We start from the raw sequence: 18,956 nt of genomic DNA, 5'->3' as shown, positions 1-18,956 counted from the left end.
CAGATAATGGTTTGCAGGGCCGATGATAGTGGAAAATAGAAAATCATTTCTAAATTAATGAAAACTAGAAAATCCTCTCCGAGGACGACCGACACCGAAGGGCCCGCGCCGTATGCGACGGCCGACGAGTTCCTGGCCGCCGTGCACGCGGGCTATGCGTCGCTGAGCCGGCAGCTCAAGAACATCGCGCGCCATGTCGAGAAGAGCCGTGACCGGCTCGCGCTCGAGGGCATCCAGGAGGCGGCGCGGCAATGCGAGGTGCAGCCGTCGGCGGTGGTGCGCTTCGCCAAGCACTTCGGTTTTTCCGGCTTCACGCAGATGCAGGCGCTGTTCCGGGTCGGGGCGGTGCGGCAGCTGGCGCCGAACCGCGACTACCAGGAACGCATCCGCGACCTGGTCGGCGCCGGCAAGGACTCGCTGTCCGCGGCGCACATCGCCCACGAGGTCATCGGCGGCAGCATCGACAGCCTGCATGCGCTGCAGCGCGCCTTGCCCGATGCGGCCTTCGACGCCGCTGTCGCGCTGATGCTCGACGCACCCACGCTGTGGCTGGTGGCGTCGCGTCGCGCCTTTCCCGTGGGCGCGTACCTCGCCTATGCGCTGCAGCACACGGCCAAGCCGGTGCACTGGCTCAACGGCCTGGGCCACATGCAGCAGGGCCAGTTGCGCGCGCTGGTGCCGGGCGACCTGCTGATCGCGGTGTCCTTCGAGCCCTACGCGCAGGAGACGCTCGAGGTCGCGCAGGCTGCCGTCGCGCGCGGTGCGCGGCTGCTGGCGATCACCGACAGCCAGCTGAGCCCGCTGGCCGCACAGGCGCAGGCCACGCTGCTGGTGCAGGACGGCGCGACCTTCGGCTTTCGCTCGCTGACCAGCACCCTCGCGCTCGCGCAATCCCTGTTCCTGGGCCTGGCCTACCGGCTCGAGCTGGCCTACGAGCAGAAGCAGCCGACGAACCGCTAGCGCGGGCAGGCGCCGCCAGCCTTTCGTCACCCCCCTGCGGTTAGGATGATGCGGCCGTCACAACGAGCCTTTCAGGAACAGATCGCATCCATGCCATCCTCCGCGCCGCACACCGCGCCCACCCCCGTCGCCGCGGCGCCGAGCGGGGGGATGCACGCGTCGCCGCGCATCGTGGCCGACGGTGCAAATGCCGTCGTGGCGCAAGGCCCCTGGACCGCGCTGGCCTTTTCATCGCGCGACGACTGGAACGCGCTCGCGCAGAGCCTGCGCGAGGTGCGGAAGAAGACCGAGCTGGCCTGGGACCTGCGGCCGATCGAGCAGCTCGACCACATCGGCGCGCAAGTGCTCTGGAACCACTGGGGCGGCGTCTGGCCGCAGCGGCTGGAACTCGATCCCTCGCACAAGGCGGTGCTCGAGCACGTCGCCCGATTCACCTGCCGGCCGCCGGTCGAGACACAGCCCACGCTGGCGGACCGCTTCAAGTCCTTCGCGCACAACGGCCCGCGGGGGCTGGCGGTGGCGCGCGACTTCCTGCAGATGATCGGCCAGCTGGTGCTCGACATCGGCACGCTGATCCGCGCGCCGCACCGCGGGCCTTGGCGCGATCTCTCGGGCCAGCTCTACCAGTTCGGCACCACGGCGCTGCCGATCACCGCGCTGGTCGGCCTGCTGATCGGCGTGGTGCTGGCCTACCTGACCTCGAACCAGCTGCGCAACTACGGCGCCGAGACCTTCATGGTCAACATCCTGGGGCTCTCGCTGATCCGCGAACTCGGGCCGGTGCTGGCCGCGGTGCTGGTGGCGGGCCGCTCGGGCTCGGCCATCACCGCGCAGATCGGCGTGATGCGCGTGACCGAGGAGCTCGACGCGATGCGCGTCATGGGCATCCCGCCCGGCTTCCGGCTGGTGATGCCGCGCGTGCTGGCGCTGGCCATCGCGATGCCGCTGATCAGCATGTGGACCTCGATGGCCGCGCTGTTCGGCGGCATGATCGCGGCCGACCTCGCGATCGACCTGTCGCCCGCCTATTTCATGCAGGCGCTGCCGCGTGCGGTGCCGCTGTCGAACCTGTGGCTCGCATTGGGCAAGTCGGCGGTCTTCGGCATCCTGATCGCGCTCGTGGCCTGCTATTTCGGCATGAAGGTGAAGCCCAACACCGAGAGCCTGGGGCGCGGCACCACCTCGTCGGTCGTGACCTCGATCACCGTGGTGATCCTGGTCGATGCGCTGTTCGCGGTGCTGTTCAAGGGCGTGGGCTTCCGATGATCGACGCACCCGCCGCCGACGCGCCCGTGGTGGTCGAGATCCGTCGGCTCTGGACCGCTTTTCCGTCGTCCGGCGGTGGCGAGCAGGTGGTGCACCGCGACCTCGACCTCACGATCCGGCGCGGCGAGGTGCTGTCGCTGGTCGGCGGCTCGGGCACCGGCAAGACGGTGCTGCTGCGCCAGATCCTCGGGCTCGCGCATCCGACGCGCGGCGACGTCACGGTGCTGGGCCAGCGCCCGGGCCAGCTCGGCGCCAAGGGTGCGGCCAAGGTCGGCATGCTGTTCCAGCACGGCGCGCTGTTCTCGGCCTTCAGCGTGCTGGACAACATCGCGCTGCCGCTGCGCGAACTCAAGCTGCTGCCCGACGACCTGATCCGCGACGCGGCGCTGGTCAAGCTGCAGATGGTGGGGCTCGACCCGTCGCAGGCGCACAAGAACCCGTCGGCGCTGTCGGGCGGCATGATCAAGCGCGTGGCCCTGGCGCGCGCGCTGATCATGGACCCGCCGCTGCTGCTGCTCGACGAGCCGACCGCCGGGCTCGACCCCGAGAGCGCCGACGGCTTCTGCGACCTGCTGCGCAGCCTGCACCGCGAGCTTGGGCTCACGGTGGTGATGGTCACGCACGACCTCGACACGCTGTTCGACCTGAGCACCCGCATCGCGGTGCTGGCCGACCAGCACGTAATCGTCTCGGGCCTGCCGCGCGAGGTGATCGCCTGCGAGCATCCCTTCATCCGCAACTACTTCCTCGGCGGACGCGGCCTGCGCGCGATGGAAGCCCTGCATGAGGTGCCGGCCGTTGCCGCCGCCGCCGATTCGGAAAGATAAGACCATGGAAAACAAATCCCATGCCCTCGCCGCCGGTGCCTTCGTGCTCGGCCTGGTCGCCGTGCTGGTGGCGCTGGTGGTCTGGCTCACGCGCGACAACACGGTGCGCCACACCTACGAACTCTCCACCCGCGACGCGGTCAGCGGCCTGCAGCCGCAGGCCATGGTGCGCTACCGCGGCATCGCGGTCGGCAAGGTCACGGCGATCGATTTCGACCCCAAGGTCAAGGGCAACGTGCGCCTGCGCATCGCGGTCGACGAACGCGTGCCGCTCACCACCTCGAGCTTCGCGACGCTGAGCTACCAGGGCGTGACCGGCCTGGCCTTCCTCGCGATCGACGACAAGGGCGAGTCGCAGGTGGTGCTGGCGCCCGACGACGAGAACCCGCCGCGCATTCCGCTCAAGCCCTCCATGCTGGCGCAGCTTCAGGACCGCGGCGAGGCCCTTCTCGATCAGGTCGATGAGGTCACGAAGCGCGCCAACACGCTGCTCGGCGACACCAACCAGAAACGCATCGCCGACGCGTTGGAGAACATTGCGCAGGCCGCAGCCAGCGCGAACCAGCTCACGCGCCAGATCGACAACACGGTCAAGACCGGGCTCAACCCGGCGCTGCAGGCGCTGCCGCCGCTGATCGACCGCACGCGCGACGCGATGGGCACGGTCAGGACCGCGGCCGGCGACATCTCGCGCGTGGCCAACAACCTCAATGCGACCGCGACCCGGCTCAACGCACCTGACGGCCCGATCGACCGGTTGGGTGACGGCACCAAGGCGTTGTCGCAGGCGGTCGACAGCTTCAACGGCGCGACGCTGCCGCGGCTGAACCGCGTGGCCGACGACACCTCGCACGCGGTGCGCCGCCTGGGCCGCGCGGCCGACGGCATCAACGACAACCCGCAGTCGCTGCTGTTCGGCAACGGCGGCACGGCCGCCGGCCCGGGCGAGCCGGGCTTCTCGGCGCCCGCCGCCGCACGTCCCTGATGAAGGCGATGACCATGAACGACGCACGTTTTCCCTCTTCCGGCCTTCGTGCCGGCGCGCTGCTGCTCGCGGCCCTGCTGGCCGGCTGCGGCGCGCTGCCCGACCGGCCGGCGCGGGCCACGCTCTACGACTTCGGTCCGGTGCTGTCGCTGCCCGCGGTGCCGGCCGATGCGGCCCGCCTGCCCACGCTGGCGCTGGCCGAGATCGATGCCGGCGCGCGGCTCGAGGGCACGCAGATCCTCTACCGGCTGGCCTACGCCGACGCCAACGAGTTGCGGCCCTACGGCCAGTCGCGCTGGAGCATGGCGCCCAACCAGCTGATCTACCAGCGGCTGCGGGATGCGCTGGCGGTGCAGCGCACGGTGCTCAACCGCGAGGAGAGCGCCACCCTGGCGCGCAGCGCGGGCCGCGTGCCGCGCACCTTGCGCATCTCGCTCGACGAATTCAGCCACTACTTCGAATCGCCGACCCGGAGTGTCGGCCTGGTGCGCCTGCGGGCCACGCTGATCCAGAGCGCTGCCGGCGGCGACAGCGTGCTGGCGCAGCGCAGCTTCGTGGTGCAGCGGCCGGCGCCCGGTGCCGATGCGCCGGGCGGCGTGAAGGCGCTAGCGGCGGCCAGCGACGCGGCGATCGCGGAGGTGGTGGCCTGGGTCGATCAGGCGCGCTGACGCGCCCCTGGCGTCAAAGCGCGCTGCGTCCCAGCACCGGGAACAGCTTGCCCAGGCCGTCGGCCATGACTTCCACCGCCAGCGCGGCGAGGATCAGGCCCATGAGCCGCGTCATCACGTTGATGCCGGTCTTGCCCAGCGCGCGCGCGATCGGCTCGGCCAGCGAGAAGGCGATGCCGGTCGCCAGTCCGATCACCACGCCGTAGCCCACGAGCACGGCCAGTTCCCAGATGTGCTGCGTCTTCTCGGCATAGATCACCATGGTCGACATGGTGGCCGGGCCGGTCAGCAGCGGAATGGTCAGCGGCACCACGGCGATCGACGCCCCCAGCGAGGCCTTGACCTCGGTGGCGCGGATCTCCTCCTCGCTGGTCTTCGATTCGGCCGGCTGCGCATTGAGCATGTTGAGCGAGCTGATCAGCAGCAGCATGCCGCCGCCGACCTGGAAGCTGGCGATCGAGATGTTGAAGAAGCCCAGCAGCTGCAGCCCCACCAGCGCGCTCGCGGCGATCACGAGGAACGCGCTGAAGGCCGCGACCCAGGCCGTCCGTCGGCGCTGGCCTTCGGTGTAACCCTGCGTGTAGTGGATGAAGAAGGGCACGATCGCCAGCGGGTTGACGATGGCCAGCAGCGTGATCATCGGCTTGATCAGGTCCATGGTGGGGCTGGCCATCTCAGCGTCCCCCGGTCACGTCGAGCAGCGCCATGGTCGTGTAGCTGGCCTCGGCCGAGAGCAGCCACAGGATCGCGCCGGCGATCTCCTCGGCGCTGCCGGTGCGCTTCATCGGCACCGAGGGCGCGAGCGCCGCGGCGCGGTCGGGCATGCCGCCCGAGGCGTGGATCTCGGTCTCGATCAGGCCCGGGCGCACTGCGTTCACGCGGATGCCCTCGTCGGCCACTTCCTTGGCCAGGCCGATGGTGAAGGTGTCGATCGCGCCCTTGCTGGCCGCGTAGTCGACGTACTGGCCGGGCGAGCCCAGCCGTGCCGCGCCGCTCGAGACGTTGACGATCGCACCGCCGCTGCCGCCGTGCTTCGTGCTCATGCGCTGCACGGCCTCGCGCGCGCAGACGAAGCTGCCGATCACGTTGATGCGGAACATGCGTTCGAGCCGCGCCACGCTCATCTCGTCGACCCGCGCCTGCTGGTCGACCACGCCCGCGTTGTTGACCAGGGCGTCCAGCCGGCCGAAGCGGGCGTCGACCTTGCGGAACATGGCGAGCACCTGGGCCTCGTCGCCCACGTCGGCCTGCACCGCGATGGCGTTGCCGCCGTCGGCACGAATGCGGCGCACCACCTCGTCGGCCGCCAGCGAGTTGCTGGCATAGTTGACGGCGACCGCGTAGCCGCGCTGCGCCGCGAGCAGGGCGGTGGCGGCACCGATGCCGCGACCGCCGCCGGTGATCAGAAGCACTTGCTGGTCCAAATCCCGCCTCCTGCACAAAAGCTGTGCGTCGGTTAAAAAAGCTGCCGAGCCGGATTACAGCACCGCACACCTCCGAGGACCGCCATGCCCCGCACGATCGACTATTTCTTCACCCCGCAAAGTCCCTGGACCTACCTCGGCCACGCGCGCTTCGTCGGCATCTCGCAGGCCGCGGGTGCGACGGTCCGGCTGCGGCCGGTCGACTTCGGCGCGGTGTTTCCGGTTTCGGGCGGCCTGCCGCTGGGCAAGCGCGCACCGCAGCGCCAGGCCTACCGGCTGGTCGAGATGGCGCGCTTCTCCCGCCACCTGGGCCTGCCGATCAACCTCAAGCCCAAGTTTTTCCCGGTGTCCGGCGACGATGCGGCCAAGTTCCTGATCGCCATCGACCTGCACGACGGCACCGAGACCGCATTGCGGGCCGCCAGCGCGGTGTTCGCCGCGGTCTGGCAGCAGGAGCGCAACATCGCCGATCCGACCGTGCTCGAGGCGCTGGCGGTCGAATGCGGCCTGCCGGCCAAGCGCGTCGAGCAATCCCAGAGCCAGGCCGTGCAGGAGCGCTATGAGGCGTACACGCAGCAGGCCATCGACGCCCAGGTCTTCGGTGCGCCCACCTATGTGATCGACGGCGAACTCTTCTGGGGCCAGGATCGCCTCGACTTCGTCGAACGCGCATTGAACGCGCAAGACTGAGCAAGCCACCCGACATTTCCCTTGAAACCTGAAGGAGCACCGACCATGGGTCAATTCATCGATCTCACCGCCAAAGACGGCTTCACCTTTCCCGCCTACGTGGCCGAGCCCGCGGGCCAGCCCAGGGGCGCGGTCGTCGTCGTGCAGGAGATCTTCGGCGTCAACTCGCACATCCGCTCGGTGGCCGACGGCTACGCGGCCGAGGGCTACCTGGCCGTCGCGCCGGCGACCTTCCAGCGCGTGAAGAAGGACGTCGAGCTGGGCTACAGCACCGAAGACATGAACGCCGGCTTCGCGCTGAAGACCGCCGTCGAGGCGCTGCCCGCGCCCGGCGTGCTGCAGGACCTGCAGGCGGCCGTCGAGTACGCGGCGCGCGGCGGCAAGGTCGGCATCGTCGGCTACTGCTGGGGCGGCCTGCTGACCTGGCGCGCGGCGGCAGGGGTGAGCGGGCTCTCGGCCGCGGCGCCTTACTACGGTGGTGGCGCGACCGCACCGGAGGAGATCGCCCGCAAGCCCAAGGTACCGGTGCTGGCGCATTTCGCCACCCAGGACCAGTGGATTCCGCTCGACACCGTCGAAGCGTTCAAGAAGGCGCATCCCGAGGTCGAGGTGCACCTGTACGAGGCGCACCACGGCTTCAACTGCGATCAGCGCGGCGCGTACGACGCCGAAGCCGCGAAGCTGGCGCGCGCGCGCACGCTGAAGTTCTTCGCGCAGCACCTGGCCTGAGGCGCCCGGCCAAGGCTGCGCCAGCGATCACTTCGCGGGCGTTGCCTTGGTCTGGGTCTTGGCCCTGGCCTTGGCCTTGGCGTCGGCTGTGGCGCGTGCGCCGATGCGGGTCTGCAGGAAGTCGACCAGTGCCCGCAGTGCCGCGCTGTTGTGCCGGCGCTGAAGGTAGGCCGCCGACAGCCACATGTCGACGCGCACGTAGTCCTGCAGCACCGCCACCAGCTCGCCGCGGTCGAGGTGCGGCTGCACCAGCAGCGCCGGCATGTAGGTCACGCCGAAGCCCTGCAGCGCCACCTCGATCAGCGGCGCACCCTCGGTCGAGTCCATGCGGCTCTTCACGTGCACGTCCATCGGCTTGCCGTCGACCTCGAATCGCCACTGCGGATGCGTGCCCAGGCGGGAGTGCGTCAGCGTGTCGTGGGTGGCCAGCTCCGACGGATGGGACGGTTTGCCGTGCTTCTTCCAGTAGATCGGCGAGGCGCAGACCACCAGCGGCATCTGCAGCAGCTTGCGCACGATCAGGTTGTCGTCCTCGATCGGGCCGAAGCGCAGCGCCAGGTCGACGGCTTCCTCGGCCATGTCGACCGTGCGGTTGGTCAGCTGCAGGCTGATGCTGACCTCGGGGTAGTAGCCCATGAATTGCGCCAGCAGCAGCGGCAGGTCGCCCTGGCCCATGCCATGTGGCGCCGTGATGCGCAGCCGCCCGGTGGGCCGGCTCGCATGCTCCTGCAGTTCGGCCTGGGTGAGCGCCACCATCTCCATCACCGGCTTGCTGCGCTCGAGCAGCAGGGCACCGGCGTCGGTCAGGCTGACCGAGCGCGTCGAGCGGTTCAGCAGGCGCACGCCGAAGCGCGATTCGAGCTCGGCCACGTACTTGCTGACCGTGGCCTTGGACATGTCCAGGCGCTTGGCCGCACCCGAGAAGCTGCCGAGTGCGGCGACTTCGCGAAAGGTCTTGAGAAGGTCGAGGCTGTCCATTGCGCTTCAGGTTGTGCCGCTGGGGCGTGGAAGGAGCGTAATCGCTTCGAATGCAAAGCTGTGCACGCGAAATGGGACCCATTGTTTCGTTTTTGTGAACACCGTGGTTCCGATTCGCAAGGGTTTACCCCATATTCTCGCGGCACAATTCATCTCACGGGCCAGCCCACCAGCCAGTCCGAGTGAACAGGCCCTCGAGGGTGCAGCGTGTCAACAGGACCGCCACCACTCCCGACCGGTTCGATTGCACTCTTGAACACTGAAGGAAATCAAAATGAAGACCACCCAAATCATCGCTGCTGCTGCCCTGTCGTTCCTCGCCGTTGCCGGCGCTCACGCTGAAAACTACCAAGGCGTGCAGCAAGTCAACTCGGTCAACAGCCGTGCCAACGTCGAAGCGCAAGCCGTCGCGACCGCACACGCTCCGAACCAGAACGTGACCAACGGTTCGCGCGTCACCCCCGCGCTGGTCTCGTCGACCAGCCGCGCTGCAGTGGCCGAGCAAGCTGTGGCCGCCGCCCACGCGCCGAACCAGAACCTGGACCGCAAGGCTTTCGTGAACAGCACCATCCCCGCTGCCTACACGAACGGTTCGCTGGCTCGCACCAACCAAGCCGGCCTCTGATCCACGGCCGCCCGAAGGGCGGTTGAAGTCGAATCCGGAAAAACCGGGCGATGCGCAAGCGTCGCCCGGTTTTTTCATGGGCGCTTGGCTTCAGCGCCCGGTGCGTGCGAGGTAGCGCTTGCGCCAGAACACGACCACCAGCACCAGCGCGATGACCCCCATCGAGCCCATCGCGATCCAGAAGCCGTCGGCCTTGTGCACCAGCGGGATGAACTCGAAGTTCATGCCGAAGATGCCGGCGATCAGGTTCAAGGGCAGGAAGATGGCGGTCAATGCGGTCAGTACCCGCATGATGTCGTTGGCGCGGTGGCTCTGCACGCTGAAGTGCATCTGGACTGCGGTCTCGGCGTTCTGTTCGAGCCGGCGCACGTGGTGCACCACGCGCTCGATGTGCTCGAGCACGTCGCGGCTGCGCACCATGAGCAGCTCCCGCTCTCGCAGCGCGGGGGCGGTGTCGGGTGTCGGCAGCGTTTCCATCGCGTCGATCCAGTCCTGCACCGCCACCCGCTGGTCTTCGCAGATCTCGTCGAGGTGGTGCAGCGACTGGCGCGCCTCCATCAGCGCGCTCCAGTTGGTGAAGCGGCTCTTCGGGTCGATCAGTTCGGCCTGCCAGTGGTCGAGCTGCCGCGTGAGCTCGCGGCGCAGGTCGAGGTAGGCATCGACGATCTGGTTGACCACGCGCAGCATCAGGTCGGCCGGGCTGGTGGGCACGCGGGCGCTCACGGCGCGCACGTCGAGCGCCGGGGCCGTGCCCTCGGGGCGGTCGTTGCGCGCGGCTGCCAGCAGCTTGGCCGCGTAGGCGTCGCGCACGGCGCCGTCGTCCGGGTGCACCGACAGCAGCACGCGGTCGAACACCGCGAAGCCGACCGGCCGGGTGTCCACGCGCCGCAGCACGGGCGGCCCGCTGCGCGGCAGCCGGGGCTGGCCCTCGGCATGCGGCGCCGCCGGGCCGGCCGCGAGGCGCCGGAACACCAGCACGTCGTAGAGGGAGGTGTAGTCGTAGTGCGAAGGCAACTGGTCGTTGAGCAGGTCGCTCACATGCAGATCGACCAGCTGCATGCCGCACAGCGACTGGAGAACCCCCTGCACCTCCGCCAGCGAGGCGCGGAATTCCTCGCGCGTGAGGGAGATCCAGAGGTAGCCCAGGCGGCAGGCGCCCGGCAAGGCGAGCGGTGCCAGCGCGTCGTGCTCGTCGACCTGGGACCCGGTGATTTCGAAGAGGCGCATGCAGGGCAGGGGCGCGCGTTCAGCGCTGCTGCTTCAGCAGCCGGGCCGCGTCGAGCGCGAAATAGGTGAGCACCCCGTCGGCACCGGCGCGCTTGAAGGCCAGCAGGCTTTCCAGCACCACGGCATCGTGGTCGAGCCAGCCGTTCTGTGCGGCGGCCTTGAGCATCGCGTACTCGCCGCTCACCTGGTAGGCGAAGGTGGGCACGTGGAACTCGTCCTTCACGCGGCGCACGATGTCCAGGTAGGGCATGCCGGGCTTGACCATCACCATGTCGGCGCCTTCGGCGATGTCGATGCCGACTTCGCGCAGGGCCTCGTCGCTGTTGCCCGGGTCCATCTGGTAGACCTTCTTGTTGCTCTTGCCGAGGTTCGTCGCGGAACCGACGGCATCGCGGAACGGGCCGTAGAAGGCGCTCGCGTACTTGGCGCTGTAGGCCATGATCCGCGTGTGGATGTCGCCGTTCGCCTCGAGCGCATCGCGCACCGCGCCGATCCGCCCGTCCATCATGTCGCTCGGCGCCACGATGTCGACGCCGGCCGCGGCCTGCACCAGCGCCTGCTTGACCAGCACCTCGACGGTCGGGTCGTTCAGCACGTAGCCGTGGTCGTCCAGCAGGCCGTCCTGGCCATGGCTGGTGTAGGGGTCGAGCGCCACGTCGGTCATGACGCCGAGATCCGGGAAACGCGATTTGAGCGCGGCCACGACGCGCGGGATCAGGCCGTCGGGATTGAAGGCCTCATCCCCCGCGGGGGTTTTGAGGCCCGCATCGATGACCGGAAACAGCGCCATCACCGGAATGCCCAGGGCCACGCATTCCTCCGCCACCGGCAACAGCGTGTCGAGGCTGAAGCGTTCGACGCCCGGCATGGAGCCCACCGGATCGCGTTTGCGTTCGCCTTCCTGCACGAAGACAGGATAGATCAGATCGTAGGAAGTGAGCGCATGCTCTCTAACCAGGTTCCGTGTGAAGGCATCGCGGCGAAGGCGGCGCGGCCGGCCGGCGGGGAAGGGGGCATGCAGGGTCATGTCGAAAATTGTGCCTGATGTACTACCGTGTGCCCCATCCGCCCGCCGTAGACCTTGTGGGCGCTGCGTGGCTCTGCATGCAACGAGTATTTTGGAATTCAATTCGAACTGTTAATTGTTAAAAAATAGTTGTGCGCGTGCTTGATACGTTCTTGTCGCTTTGTTAAATTACCCCCGGGCGGCTTGCCGCTCCCCGCTTTTCCTCCCTGAGCGGGTGCCTTGATGTGTGACAGCAAAAGGGCTTCCCAGCCCGGCGTTCGACGCCGGGCTTTTTTTTAAGCATTTCTGGCTCGCCCCCAGGTCGCGCTCACTGCGTGCAGCACTCCGGGGCAACAGCGGCGGCCGGGCGGAGCCCGTTCCGCGGTGTTCCGCGAAAGGAGCGCGCTTCGCGGCGGCGGCTTTCGCCCCCACTAAACTGCGTCCATGCTCTGGATCAAGTCGCTGCACATCGTTTTCATCGCCAGCTGGTTCGCCGGCCTCTTCTACCTGCCGCGGATCTTCGTGAACCTGGCGATGGTGCCGCCCGGCTCGGAGGCCGAGCGGGCCCGGCTGCTGCTCATGGCGCGCAAGCTGATGCGCTTCACCACCTTCCTGGCCGTGCCGGCGCTGGTCTTCGGCGTCTGGCTGTGGATGGGCTACGGCATCGGCCGCGGCCCGGGCAATGGCTGGATGCACGCCAAGCTGGCGCTGGTGTTGCTGGTGCTGGGCTACCACCATGGCTGCGGCGTGCTGTTGCGCAAGTTCGTGGCCGGCGCGCCGATGCGCAGCCACCGCTGGTACCGCTGGTTCAACGAGGTGCCGGTGCTGTTGCTGCTGGCGATCGTGGTGCTGGTGGTCGTCAAGCCCTTCTAGGGTGCGGCGCACCGTTCCGGCCGCCTGCACGGTGAACGCTCCGCACAAGTCCACCGCGTTGCCGCTGGCGCTGGCGTATGCGGCGCTGATCGTCTACGCCAGCCTCTATCCTTTCACGGACTGGCGCGACCAGGGCCTGGCGCCCTGGTCCTACCTCTCGGCGCCTTGGCCGCGCTACTGGACCGGCTTCGACTTCGGGGTCAACGTGGCGGGCTACGTGCCCTTCGGATTCCTGGCCGCGCTGGTCGTGCTGCGCACGCAACCGGGCGCCGGCGTCTTCCCGGCGGTGCTGCGCGCCACGCTGGCCGGCGCTGCGATCGCCTTTGCCATGGAGACGCTGCAGGGCTACCTGCCGATGCGCATCCCCTCGAATGTCGACCTGGGCCTGAATGCGCTGGGCGCGCTGGTCGGCTCGATGCTGGCTGCCGCGCTGGAGCGCCTGGGCGCGGTGGCGCACTGGAGTCGCGCACGCACGCAATGGTTCGTCGATGACGCGCGCTACGGCCTGGTGCTGCTGGCCTTGTGGCCCGTGGCGCTGCTGTTCCCGGCAGCGGTTCCCTTCGGCCTCGGCCAGGTCTTCGAGCGGCTGGAAAACGCGATCGCCGAATGGCTGGTCGACACGCCCTTTCTCGACTGGATGCCGCTGCGGGAGTTCGAGCTGCAGCCGCTGGTGCCCGGCATCGAACTGCTGTGCGTGATGCTGGGTGCGCTGGTGCCGTGTCTGCTGGGCTTCATGGTGACGCGATCGGTGCCACGCCGCGCGATGCTGATGGCCGCGATCCTGTGCGCAGGCCTGGCCGGCAGCGCGTTGTCTGCGGCGCTGAGCTGGGGTCCGGCGCATGCCTGGGCCTGGTTCAGCCTGCCGGTGCAGGTCGGTACCGTGACCGCCATCGTCTTCGGCCTGCTGCTGCTGGCCGCGCCGCGCAGGCTGTGTGCGGCCTTGCTGCTGGCCGCGCTGGTGCTGCATCTGAGTCTGCTGAACCAGGCGCCCGAGAGCGCGTACTTCGCCCAGACGCTGGCGACCTGGGAGCAGGGGCGCTTCATCCGTTTCCATGGGCTGGTGCAATGGCTGGGCTGGCTGTGGCCCTTTGCGACGCTGGGCTACGTGCTGGTGGCGCTGTCTCGGCGCAGACGCCAAACCTAGAATGGGGCGATGCCCCGTTCCCCCACTCCAGCCGCATCCGCCGCGCCCGCCGCGCCTGGTTACTACGAGCGCCACATCTTCTTCTGTCTCAACGAGCGCAAGGGCGGCGAGGACTGCTGCGCCCTGCACGGCGCGCAGCAGGGTTTCGACCACTGCAAGGCCAGCGTCAAGGCGGCCGGCCTGTCCGGCGCCGGCAAGGTGCGGGTCAACAAGGCCGGCTGTCTGGACCGCTGCGCGGGCGGCCCGGTGGCCGTGGTCTACCCGGAAGCCGTCTGGTACACCTTCGTCGACCAGGCCGACATCGACGAGATCGTCGAGTCGCATCTGAAGAATGGCCGGGTGGTCGAGCGCCTGGTGCTGCCGGCCGACGTCGGGCGCTGAGCGGAGCGCCCGTGATGAATTCGCAAACCGAAAAGCTTCGGCTCGAAGGCGCCGCCGGCATCATCGAGGTGCAGCGCGACCTGCCAACCGATGGCCAGCCTTCGCGCGGCGTGGCCGTGATCGCGCACCCGCACCCGCTGTTCGGCGGCACCATGGACAACAAGGTGGTGCAGACGCTGGCGCGCGCCTTCATCGCCAGCGGTTGGACCGCGGTGCGTTTCAACTTCCGCGGCGTCGGCGCCAGCGAGGGCGTGCATGACGAAGGCCGCGGCGAGAGCGACGACTACCGTGCCGTGGTCGCGCAACTCGCACCGTCGGGTCCGCTGGCCGTGGCCGGTTTTTCCTTCGGCGCCTTCGTCGCGATCACTGCATTGCAGGAACTCTGGACCGAGCGCGAGGTCGCACACCTGACGCTGGTCGGTGCCAGTGTTGCGCGCGTGGTGCCGCCGGTGCTGCCCGAAGGGGCGGTCGAACGTACGTTGATCGTGCATGGCGAAGCCGACGACACCGTTGCGCTCTCGGCCGTGATGGATTGGGCTCGCCCGCAGTCACTTCCTGTCACAGTCGTCCCCGGAGGCGGTCATTTCTTTCACGGACAATTGCCGCTCTTGAAAAACCTTGTTGTCCGCCATCTGCGCGCGGACCTGTAGCCCGGTCTCCCATCCCCATGAATCGTCTGTCTGTCGCGCTCCGCGCGCTGGTGCTGTTTTTTTCGGCATCCTTCTGCATGTTGGCCGCGGCGCAAATGCCCGTTCCCCCCGAGGTCGCCGCGCGCAGCTATCTGCTGCTCGACATCACGTCCAACCAGTTGCTCGCGCAGAAGGACATCGACAGCCCGGTCGAGCCGGCCTCGCTGACCAAGCTGATGTCGGCCTACCTGGTGTTCGATGCGCTCAAGGCCAAGAAGATCTCGCTCACGCAGACGCTGCCGGTCAGCCCGCGCGCATGGAAGATGCCCGGTTCGCGCATGTTCATCGATCCGAAGATGCAGGTGCCGGTGGAAGACCTGATCAAGGGCCTGATCGTGCAGTCGGGCAACGACGCCACGGTGGCGCTGGCCGAGGGCGTCGGCGGCACGGTCGAGCACTTCGTCCAGCTCATGAACGAGCAGGCCAAGGTGCTCGGCATGAAGAACACCAGCTACAGGAATCCCGAGGGCCTGACGGCGTCGGGCCACACCACGACGGCGCGCGACCTGAGCATCCTCGCGACGCGCCTGATGCACGACTTTCCCGAGTACGTGCAGTATTACGCGATCAAGAAGTACCGCTATCCGGGCACGCCGTCGACCAACGACACCAACCGCAACCTGCTGCTGTTCCGCGACCCGACCGTCGACGGCCTGAAGACCGGCCACACCGATGCCGCCGGCTACTGCATGATCGTCACGGCCAAGCGCGATTTCCCGAACCTGAACGGCGGACGCCGCCTGCTGTCGATCGTGCTCGGCGCGGCCAGCGAGAACGCGCGTGCCAACGAGTCGCAGAAGCTGCTGAACTGGGGCTACACCGCTTACGATGCCGTCAAACTGTTCGACGGCAACCAGCCTGCCGCCACACCGGCGGTCTGGAAGGGCAAGGCGAACACGCTCAAGCTGGGCCGCCCGGAAGCCATCGTGGTCTCGGTGCCCGCGGGTTCGGCGAGCAAGATCAAGACACAGGTCGCGCGCCCCGAACCGCTGGTCGCGCCCTTCGCCAAGAACCAGCAGGTCGGCACGCTCAAGGTCACGTTGGGCGACGAGCCCGTGACCGAGGTGCCGCTGGTGGCGCTCGAAGCGGTCGAGCAGGCCGGCATCCTCGGCCGTGCCTGGGACGCCGTTCGCCTCTGGATCAAGTAGGGGGCTGGCCACGCGGCCCGTCCGCCTGCTATACTCGCGGGCTTTTCGGAAATTTCCGAAGGGTTTCACGTTTTCGTCAATTCCCGGCTTCCCATGTCACGGTGGGGTCCAAGGTCGGGGTGTTTTGGGATTCATTCATTCATGCCAACCATCAATCAACTGGTGCGTCAGGGTCGAACGGTCGAGAAGATCAATTCGAAGAGCCCTGCCATGCAGAACTCGCCGCAACGTCGCGGTGTCTGCACCCGCGTCTACACCACGACGCCCAAGAAGCCCAACTCGGCACTCCGCAAGGTGGCCAAGGTTCGTCTGACGAACGGCTTCGAAGTCATCTCCTACATCGGCGGCGAAGGCCACAACCTGCAGGAACACAGCGTCGTGCTGGTTCGCGGCGGTCGTGTCAAGGACTTGCCCGGTGTTCGCTACCACATCGTGCGCGGTTCGCTCGACTTGCAAGGCGTGAAAGACCGCAAGCAGTCGCGCTCCAAGTACGGCGCGAAGCGTCCGAAGAAGGCATAAGCCTTCTTCTCGAAAACAAGCGGTGTTCGGTTGCCTTGGCGGGCACATCGAACGAAGTGACCCAAGGTCGGGTCGAGTAAGTGAGAGTTCCAACTGGCTCTCGCGGTATCGGAAACGGTACCAACTGAAGCAAAGAGGTTAAAAAAATGCCACGTCGTCGCGAAGTCCCCAAACGTGAAATCCTGCCGGATCCCAAGTACGGCAATGTCGAGCTGTCGAAGTTCATGAACGTGATCATGGAAGGCGGCAAGAAGGCTGTTGCCGAGCGCATCATTTACGGTGCCCTCGACTTCATCGAAAAGAAGAACCCGGACAAGGACCCCGTCGAAGCGTTCACCGTTGCCATCAACAACGTGAAGCCGATGGTCGAAGTGAAGTCGCGCCGCGTGGGCGGTGCGAACTATCAAGTCCCGGTCGAAGTCCGTCCTGTCCGTCGCCTCGCCCTGTCGATGCGCTGGATCAAGGAAGCCGCTCGCAAGCGCGGTGAAAAGTCGATGGCCCTGCGTCTGGCCAACGAACTGATGGAAGCCACGGAAGGCCGTGGCGGTGCCATGAAGAAGCGTGACGAAGTGCACCGCATGGCAGAAGCCAACCGGGCGTTCAGCCACTTCCGCTTCTAAGACCGTCCCTCAAATCAGACTGGTTGGAAGCCCGACTCGCCGTGTGGTGAGCGGGCTTTCATCCGTTAATGGAGTAAATTCTCATGGCACGCATTACACCCATCGAGCGCTACCGCAACATCGGTATCTCGGCGCACATCGACGCTGGCAAGACCACGACGACCGAGCGCATCCTGTTCTACACCGGTGTGAACCACAAGATCGGTGAAGTGCACGACGGCGCCGCCACCATGGACTGGATGGAGCAGGAGCAAGAGCGTGGCATCACGATCACGTCCGCTGCGACCACCTGCTTCTGGAAGGGCATGGCCGGTACGTTCGACGAACACCGCATCAACATCATCGACACCCCCGGTCACGTGGACTTCACGATTGAAGTCGAGCGCTCGATGCGCGTGCTCGACGGCGCCGTGATGGTGTACGACGCCGTCGGCGGCGTGCAGCCCCAGTCGGAAACCGTCTGGCGTCAGGCCAACAAGTACAAGGTGCCCCGTCTCGCGTTCGTCAACAAGATGGACCGCACCGGCGCCGACTTCCTGCGCGTGCGCCAGATGATGGTCGACCGCCTGAAGGCCAACCCGGTCGTGATCCAGATCCCGATCGGTGCGGAAGACCGCTTCCAGGGCATCGTCGATCTGGTCAAGATGAAGGCGATCTACTGGGACGAAGACAAGGGTGTCACCTTCACCTACAAGGACATCCCGGCCGATCTGGTCGATGTGTGTGCCGAGTACCACGAAAAGCTGGTCGAGGCTGCCGCCGAAGCCAGCGAAGAGCTGATGAACAAATACCTCGAAGGCACGGCACTGACCGAGCTCGAGATCAAGGCCGCGATCCGCCAGCGCACCATTGCCGGCGAAATCCAGCCGATGCTGTGCGGCTCCGCCTTCAAGAACAAGGGCGTGCAGGCCATGCTCGACGCCGTCGTCGAGTACATGCCCGCACCGACCGACATTCCGCCGGTCAACGGCATGGACGAAGACGAAACGCCCGTCACCCGCATGGCTGACGACAGCGAGAAGTTCTCCGCGCTGGCATTCAAGCTCATGACCGACCCGTTCGTCGGCCAGTTGACCTTCGTTCGCGTCTATTCCGGCGTGCTGACCAAGGGCGACAGCGTCTACAACCCGGTGCGCGGCAAGAAAGAGCGCATCGGCCGGATCGTGCAGATGCACGCCAACAACCGTGTCGAAGTGAGCGAAATCCGTGCCGGCGACATCGCTGCCTGCATCGGCTTGAAGGAAGTGACCACGGGCGAAACGCTGTGCGATCCGACCGCCATCCTGACGCTCGAGCGCATGGTGTTCCCGGAATCGGTGATCTCCCAGGCCGTCGAGCCCAAGACCAAGGTCGACCAGGAAAAGATGGGCATCGCCCTGCAACGCCTGGCACAGGAAGATCCGTCGTTCCGCGTCAAGACCGACGAAGAATCGGGCCAGACCATCATCGCCGGCATGGGCGAGCTGCATCTGGAAATCATCGTGGACCGGATGAAGCGCGAATTCGGCGTGGAAGCCAACGTCGGCAAGCCGCAAGTGGCTTACCGCGAAACCATCCGCAAGACCGTCGAAGATGCCGAAGGCAAGTTCGTGCGTCAGTCGGGCGGCAAGGGCCAGTACGGCCACGTGGTGCTCAAGGTCGAGCCGCAGGAGCCGGGCAAGGGCTTCGAGTTCGTCGACGCGATCAAGGGCGGTGTGGTTCCTCGCGAATACATTCCCGCGGTCGAAAAGGGCGTGATCGAAGCACTGGGCCAGGGCGTGCTCGCCGGCTACCCGGTGGTGGACGTCAAGGTGACGCTGCACTTCGGTTCGTACCACGACGTGGACTCGAACGAAATGGCGTTCAAGATGGCCGCGATCTTCGGTTTCAAGGAAGGCTGCCGCAAGGCCAGCCCGGTGATCCTGGAGCCGATGATGGCCGTGGAAGTCGAGACCCCGGAAGACTACGCCGGCAACGTGATGGGCGATCTGTCCTCGCGTCGCGGCATGGTCCAGGGCATGGAAGACATGATGGGTGGCGGCAAGGCCATCAAGGCCGAAGTGCCGCTGTCGGAAATGTTCGGCTACTCGACCACGCTGCGCTCGATGTCGCAAGGCCGCGCCACGTACACGATGGAGTTCAAGCACTACGCTGAAGCCCCCCGTAACGTCGCAGAAGCCATCGTGGCGGCCCGCGCGAAGTAAGGTTCGCCCCCAGG

Annotated in this window: 21 protein-coding genes; 16 read left to right on the top strand and 5 right to left on the bottom strand. The window is 67.1% G+C overall.

Annotation, left to right across the window (positions count from 1 at the left end):
- Nucleotides 1–57 precede the first annotated feature (57 nt).
- The 5 genes from ACSFBC_RS23180 (at nucleotide 58) to ACSFBC_RS23160 (ending at nucleotide 4,706) form a co-directional block, all read left to right on the top strand.
- The gene (locus ACSFBC_RS23180; protein WP_435512674.1) at nucleotides 58–960 is read left to right on the top strand and encodes a MurR/RpiR family transcriptional regulator; all 903 of its coding nucleotides are present in this window, start codon (nucleotides 58–60) and stop codon (nucleotides 958–960) included.
- A 90-nt stretch (nucleotides 961–1,050) separates the two neighbouring features.
- Complete coding sequence (locus ACSFBC_RS23175) at nucleotides 1,051–2,226, top strand: MlaE family ABC transporter permease (RefSeq protein ID WP_435512673.1); 1,176 nt, start codon at nucleotides 1,051–1,053, stop codon at nucleotides 2,224–2,226.
- A complete protein-coding gene (locus ACSFBC_RS23170; RefSeq protein ID WP_435512672.1) occupies nucleotides 2,223–3,053 on the top strand; it encodes an ABC transporter ATP-binding protein in 831 nt (276 codons plus the stop codon). Before ACSFBC_RS23175 ends, ACSFBC_RS23170 begins: the two co-directional genes overlap by 4 nt.
- 4 nt (nucleotides 3,054–3,057) lie before the next feature.
- Entirely contained in the window at nucleotides 3,058–4,038 is a 981-nt protein-coding gene (locus ACSFBC_RS23165; RefSeq protein WP_435512671.1) for an MlaD family protein, read from the top strand.
- A gap of 14 nt (nucleotides 4,039–4,052) precedes the next feature.
- Entirely contained in the window at nucleotides 4,053–4,706 is a 654-nt protein-coding gene (locus tag ACSFBC_RS23160; protein ID WP_435512670.1) for an ABC-type transport auxiliary lipoprotein family protein, read from the top strand.
- A 13-nt stretch (nucleotides 4,707–4,719) separates the two neighbouring features.
- Here the strand turns inward: ACSFBC_RS23160 and ACSFBC_RS23155 are convergent, their stop codons facing one another.
- Nucleotides 4,720–5,364 (bottom strand): MarC family protein, encoded by a 645-nt coding sequence (locus ACSFBC_RS23155; RefSeq protein WP_435512709.1) that lies wholly within the window; start codon nucleotides 5,362–5,364, stop codon nucleotides 4,720–4,722.
- A gap of 16 nt (nucleotides 5,365–5,380) precedes the next feature.
- Nucleotides 5,381–6,130: an SDR family oxidoreductase gene (locus ACSFBC_RS23150; protein WP_435512669.1), complete on the bottom strand. Its 750-nt coding sequence runs from the start codon at nucleotides 6,128–6,130 to the stop codon at nucleotides 5,381–5,383.
- 84 nt (nucleotides 6,131–6,214) lie between these two features.
- Between ACSFBC_RS23150 and ACSFBC_RS23145 the strand changes: the two genes are divergently transcribed.
- Both ACSFBC_RS23145 and ACSFBC_RS23140 read left to right on the top strand, forming a co-directional pair.
- Complete coding sequence (locus ACSFBC_RS23145) at nucleotides 6,215–6,820, top strand: 2-hydroxychromene-2-carboxylate isomerase (protein ID WP_435512668.1); 606 nt, start codon at nucleotides 6,215–6,217, stop codon at nucleotides 6,818–6,820.
- 45 nt (nucleotides 6,821–6,865) lie between these two features.
- Nucleotides 6,866–7,549: a dienelactone hydrolase family protein gene (locus ACSFBC_RS23140; RefSeq protein ID WP_435512667.1), complete on the top strand. Its 684-nt coding sequence runs from the start codon at nucleotides 6,866–6,868 to the stop codon at nucleotides 7,547–7,549.
- Nucleotides 7,550–7,576: 27 nt separating this feature from the next.
- Here the strand turns inward: ACSFBC_RS23140 and ACSFBC_RS23135 are convergent, their stop codons facing one another.
- Nucleotides 7,577–8,527, bottom strand: a complete 951-nt coding sequence (locus tag ACSFBC_RS23135; RefSeq protein ID WP_435512666.1) for a LysR family transcriptional regulator — start codon at nucleotides 8,525–8,527, stop codon at nucleotides 7,577–7,579.
- A gap of 274 nt (nucleotides 8,528–8,801) precedes the next feature.
- Here ACSFBC_RS23135 and ACSFBC_RS23130 point away from each other — a divergent pair, with 274 nt between their 5' ends.
- Nucleotides 8,802–9,152 carry an alpha/beta hydrolase gene (locus ACSFBC_RS23130; protein ID WP_435512665.1) on the top strand — a complete coding sequence of 117 codons (351 nt, stop codon included), beginning with the start codon at nucleotides 8,802–8,804 and terminating at the stop codon, nucleotides 9,150–9,152.
- A gap of 90 nt (nucleotides 9,153–9,242) precedes the next feature.
- On the opposite strand, the gene ACSFBC_RS23125 is transcribed toward ACSFBC_RS23130, so the two are convergent.
- Both ACSFBC_RS23125 and hemB read right to left on the bottom strand, forming a co-directional pair.
- Complete coding sequence (locus ACSFBC_RS23125; protein ID WP_435512664.1) at nucleotides 9,243–10,379, bottom strand: magnesium transporter CorA family protein; 1,137 nt, start codon at nucleotides 10,377–10,379, stop codon at nucleotides 9,243–9,245.
- 19 nt (nucleotides 10,380–10,398) lie between these two features.
- The gene (gene hemB, locus ACSFBC_RS23120; RefSeq protein ID WP_435512663.1) at nucleotides 10,399–11,406 is read right to left on the bottom strand and encodes a porphobilinogen synthase; all 1,008 of its coding nucleotides are present in this window, start codon (nucleotides 11,404–11,406) and stop codon (nucleotides 10,399–10,401) included.
- 423 nt (nucleotides 11,407–11,829) lie between these two features.
- Here hemB and ACSFBC_RS23115 point away from each other — a divergent pair, with 423 nt between their 5' ends.
- The 8 genes from ACSFBC_RS23115 to fusA all read left to right on the top strand — a co-directional run bounded on the left by ACSFBC_RS23115 (nucleotide 11,830) and on the right by fusA (nucleotide 18,942).
- A complete protein-coding gene (locus tag ACSFBC_RS23115; protein ID WP_435512662.1) occupies nucleotides 11,830–12,258 on the top strand; it encodes a CopD family protein in 429 nt (142 codons plus the stop codon).
- A gap of 31 nt (nucleotides 12,259–12,289) precedes the next feature.
- Nucleotides 12,290–13,402: a VanZ family protein gene (locus tag ACSFBC_RS23110; RefSeq protein ID WP_435512661.1), complete on the top strand. Its 1,113-nt coding sequence runs from the start codon at nucleotides 12,290–12,292 to the stop codon at nucleotides 13,400–13,402.
- 9 nt (nucleotides 13,403–13,411) lie between these two features.
- Nucleotides 13,412–13,783: a (2Fe-2S) ferredoxin domain-containing protein gene (locus tag ACSFBC_RS23105; protein WP_435512660.1), complete on the top strand. Its 372-nt coding sequence runs from the start codon at nucleotides 13,412–13,414 to the stop codon at nucleotides 13,781–13,783.
- A gap of 14 nt (nucleotides 13,784–13,797) precedes the next feature.
- Nucleotides 13,798–14,433 carry an alpha/beta hydrolase gene (locus tag ACSFBC_RS23100; protein ID WP_435512659.1) on the top strand — a complete coding sequence of 212 codons (636 nt, stop codon included), beginning with the start codon at nucleotides 13,798–13,800 and terminating at the stop codon, nucleotides 14,431–14,433.
- A gap of 17 nt (nucleotides 14,434–14,450) precedes the next feature.
- Entirely contained in the window at nucleotides 14,451–15,620 is a 1,170-nt protein-coding gene (locus ACSFBC_RS23095; RefSeq protein ID WP_435512658.1) for a D-alanyl-D-alanine carboxypeptidase family protein, read from the top strand.
- 141 nt (nucleotides 15,621–15,761) lie between these two features.
- Nucleotides 15,762–16,139 (top strand): 30S ribosomal protein S12, encoded by a 378-nt coding sequence (rpsL, locus tag ACSFBC_RS23090; RefSeq protein WP_013543948.1) that lies wholly within the window; start codon nucleotides 15,762–15,764, stop codon nucleotides 16,137–16,139.
- Between the two features lie 146 nt (nucleotides 16,140–16,285).
- Entirely contained in the window at nucleotides 16,286–16,759 is a 474-nt protein-coding gene (gene rpsG / locus ACSFBC_RS23085) for a 30S ribosomal protein S7 (protein ID WP_435512657.1), read from the top strand.
- Nucleotides 16,760–16,842: 83 nt separating this feature from the next.
- Nucleotides 16,843–18,942 carry an elongation factor G gene (gene fusA / locus ACSFBC_RS23080; protein WP_435512656.1) on the top strand — a complete coding sequence of 700 codons (2,100 nt, stop codon included), beginning with the start codon at nucleotides 16,843–16,845 and terminating at the stop codon, nucleotides 18,940–18,942.
- Nucleotides 18,943–18,956 lie beyond the last annotated feature (14 nt).

The organism is Variovorax frigidus, assembly GCF_051216515.1.
GTDB lineage: Bacteria > Pseudomonadota > Gammaproteobacteria > Burkholderiales > Burkholderiaceae_C > Variovorax.
Note: the sequence above shows the minus strand (reverse complement) of the source record. Positions and strands in the feature narration are given on the sequence as shown.

Excerpts from the sequence above, each read along its gene's own strand:
- ACSFBC_RS23140 (WP_435512667.1), top strand. The coding sequence starts at position 6,866 with ATGGGTCAATTCATCGATCTCACCGCCAAAGACGGCTTCACCTTTCCC.
- ACSFBC_RS23180 (WP_435512674.1), top strand. The coding sequence starts at position 58 with ATGAAAACTAGAAAATCCTCTCCGAGGACGACCGACACCGAAGGGCCC.
- ACSFBC_RS23130 (WP_435512665.1), top strand. The coding sequence starts at position 8,802 with ATGAAGACCACCCAAATCATCGCTGCTGCTGCCCTGTCGTTCCTCGCC.
- ACSFBC_RS23105 (WP_435512660.1), top strand. The coding sequence starts at position 13,412 with ATGCCCCGTTCCCCCACTCCAGCCGCATCCGCCGCGCCCGCCGCGCCT.
- ACSFBC_RS23135 (WP_435512666.1), bottom strand. The coding sequence starts at position 8,527 with ATGGACAGCCTCGACCTTCTCAAGACCTTTCGCGAAGTCGCCGCACTC.
- ACSFBC_RS23145 (WP_435512668.1), top strand. The coding sequence starts at position 6,215 with ATGCCCCGCACGATCGACTATTTCTTCACCCCGCAAAGTCCCTGGACC.
- ACSFBC_RS23095 (WP_435512658.1), top strand. The coding sequence starts at position 14,451 with ATGAATCGTCTGTCTGTCGCGCTCCGCGCGCTGGTGCTGTTTTTTTCG.
- hemB (WP_435512663.1), bottom strand. The coding sequence starts at position 11,406 with ATGACCCTGCATGCCCCCTTCCCCGCCGGCCGGCCGCGCCGCCTTCGC.
- fusA (WP_435512656.1), top strand. The coding sequence starts at position 16,843 with ATGGCACGCATTACACCCATCGAGCGCTACCGCAACATCGGTATCTCG.
- ACSFBC_RS23155 (WP_435512709.1), bottom strand. The coding sequence starts at position 5,364 with ATGGACCTGATCAAGCCGATGATCACGCTGCTGGCCATCGTCAACCCG.
- ACSFBC_RS23165 (WP_435512671.1), top strand. The coding sequence starts at position 3,058 with ATGGAAAACAAATCCCATGCCCTCGCCGCCGGTGCCTTCGTGCTCGGC.
- ACSFBC_RS23175 (WP_435512673.1), top strand. The coding sequence starts at position 1,051 with ATGCCATCCTCCGCGCCGCACACCGCGCCCACCCCCGTCGCCGCGGCG.
- rpsL (WP_013543948.1), top strand. The coding sequence starts at position 15,762 with ATGCCAACCATCAATCAACTGGTGCGTCAGGGTCGAACGGTCGAGAAG.
- ACSFBC_RS23115 (WP_435512662.1), top strand. The coding sequence starts at position 11,830 with ATGCTCTGGATCAAGTCGCTGCACATCGTTTTCATCGCCAGCTGGTTC.
- ACSFBC_RS23125 (WP_435512664.1), bottom strand. The coding sequence starts at position 10,379 with ATGCGCCTCTTCGAAATCACCGGGTCCCAGGTCGACGAGCACGACGCG.
- rpsG (WP_435512657.1), top strand. The coding sequence starts at position 16,286 with ATGCCACGTCGTCGCGAAGTCCCCAAACGTGAAATCCTGCCGGATCCC.
- ACSFBC_RS23170 (WP_435512672.1), top strand. The coding sequence starts at position 2,223 with ATGATCGACGCACCCGCCGCCGACGCGCCCGTGGTGGTCGAGATCCGT.
- ACSFBC_RS23100 (WP_435512659.1), top strand. The coding sequence starts at position 13,798 with ATGAATTCGCAAACCGAAAAGCTTCGGCTCGAAGGCGCCGCCGGCATC.
- ACSFBC_RS23160 (WP_435512670.1), top strand. The coding sequence starts at position 4,053 with ATGAACGACGCACGTTTTCCCTCTTCCGGCCTTCGTGCCGGCGCGCTG.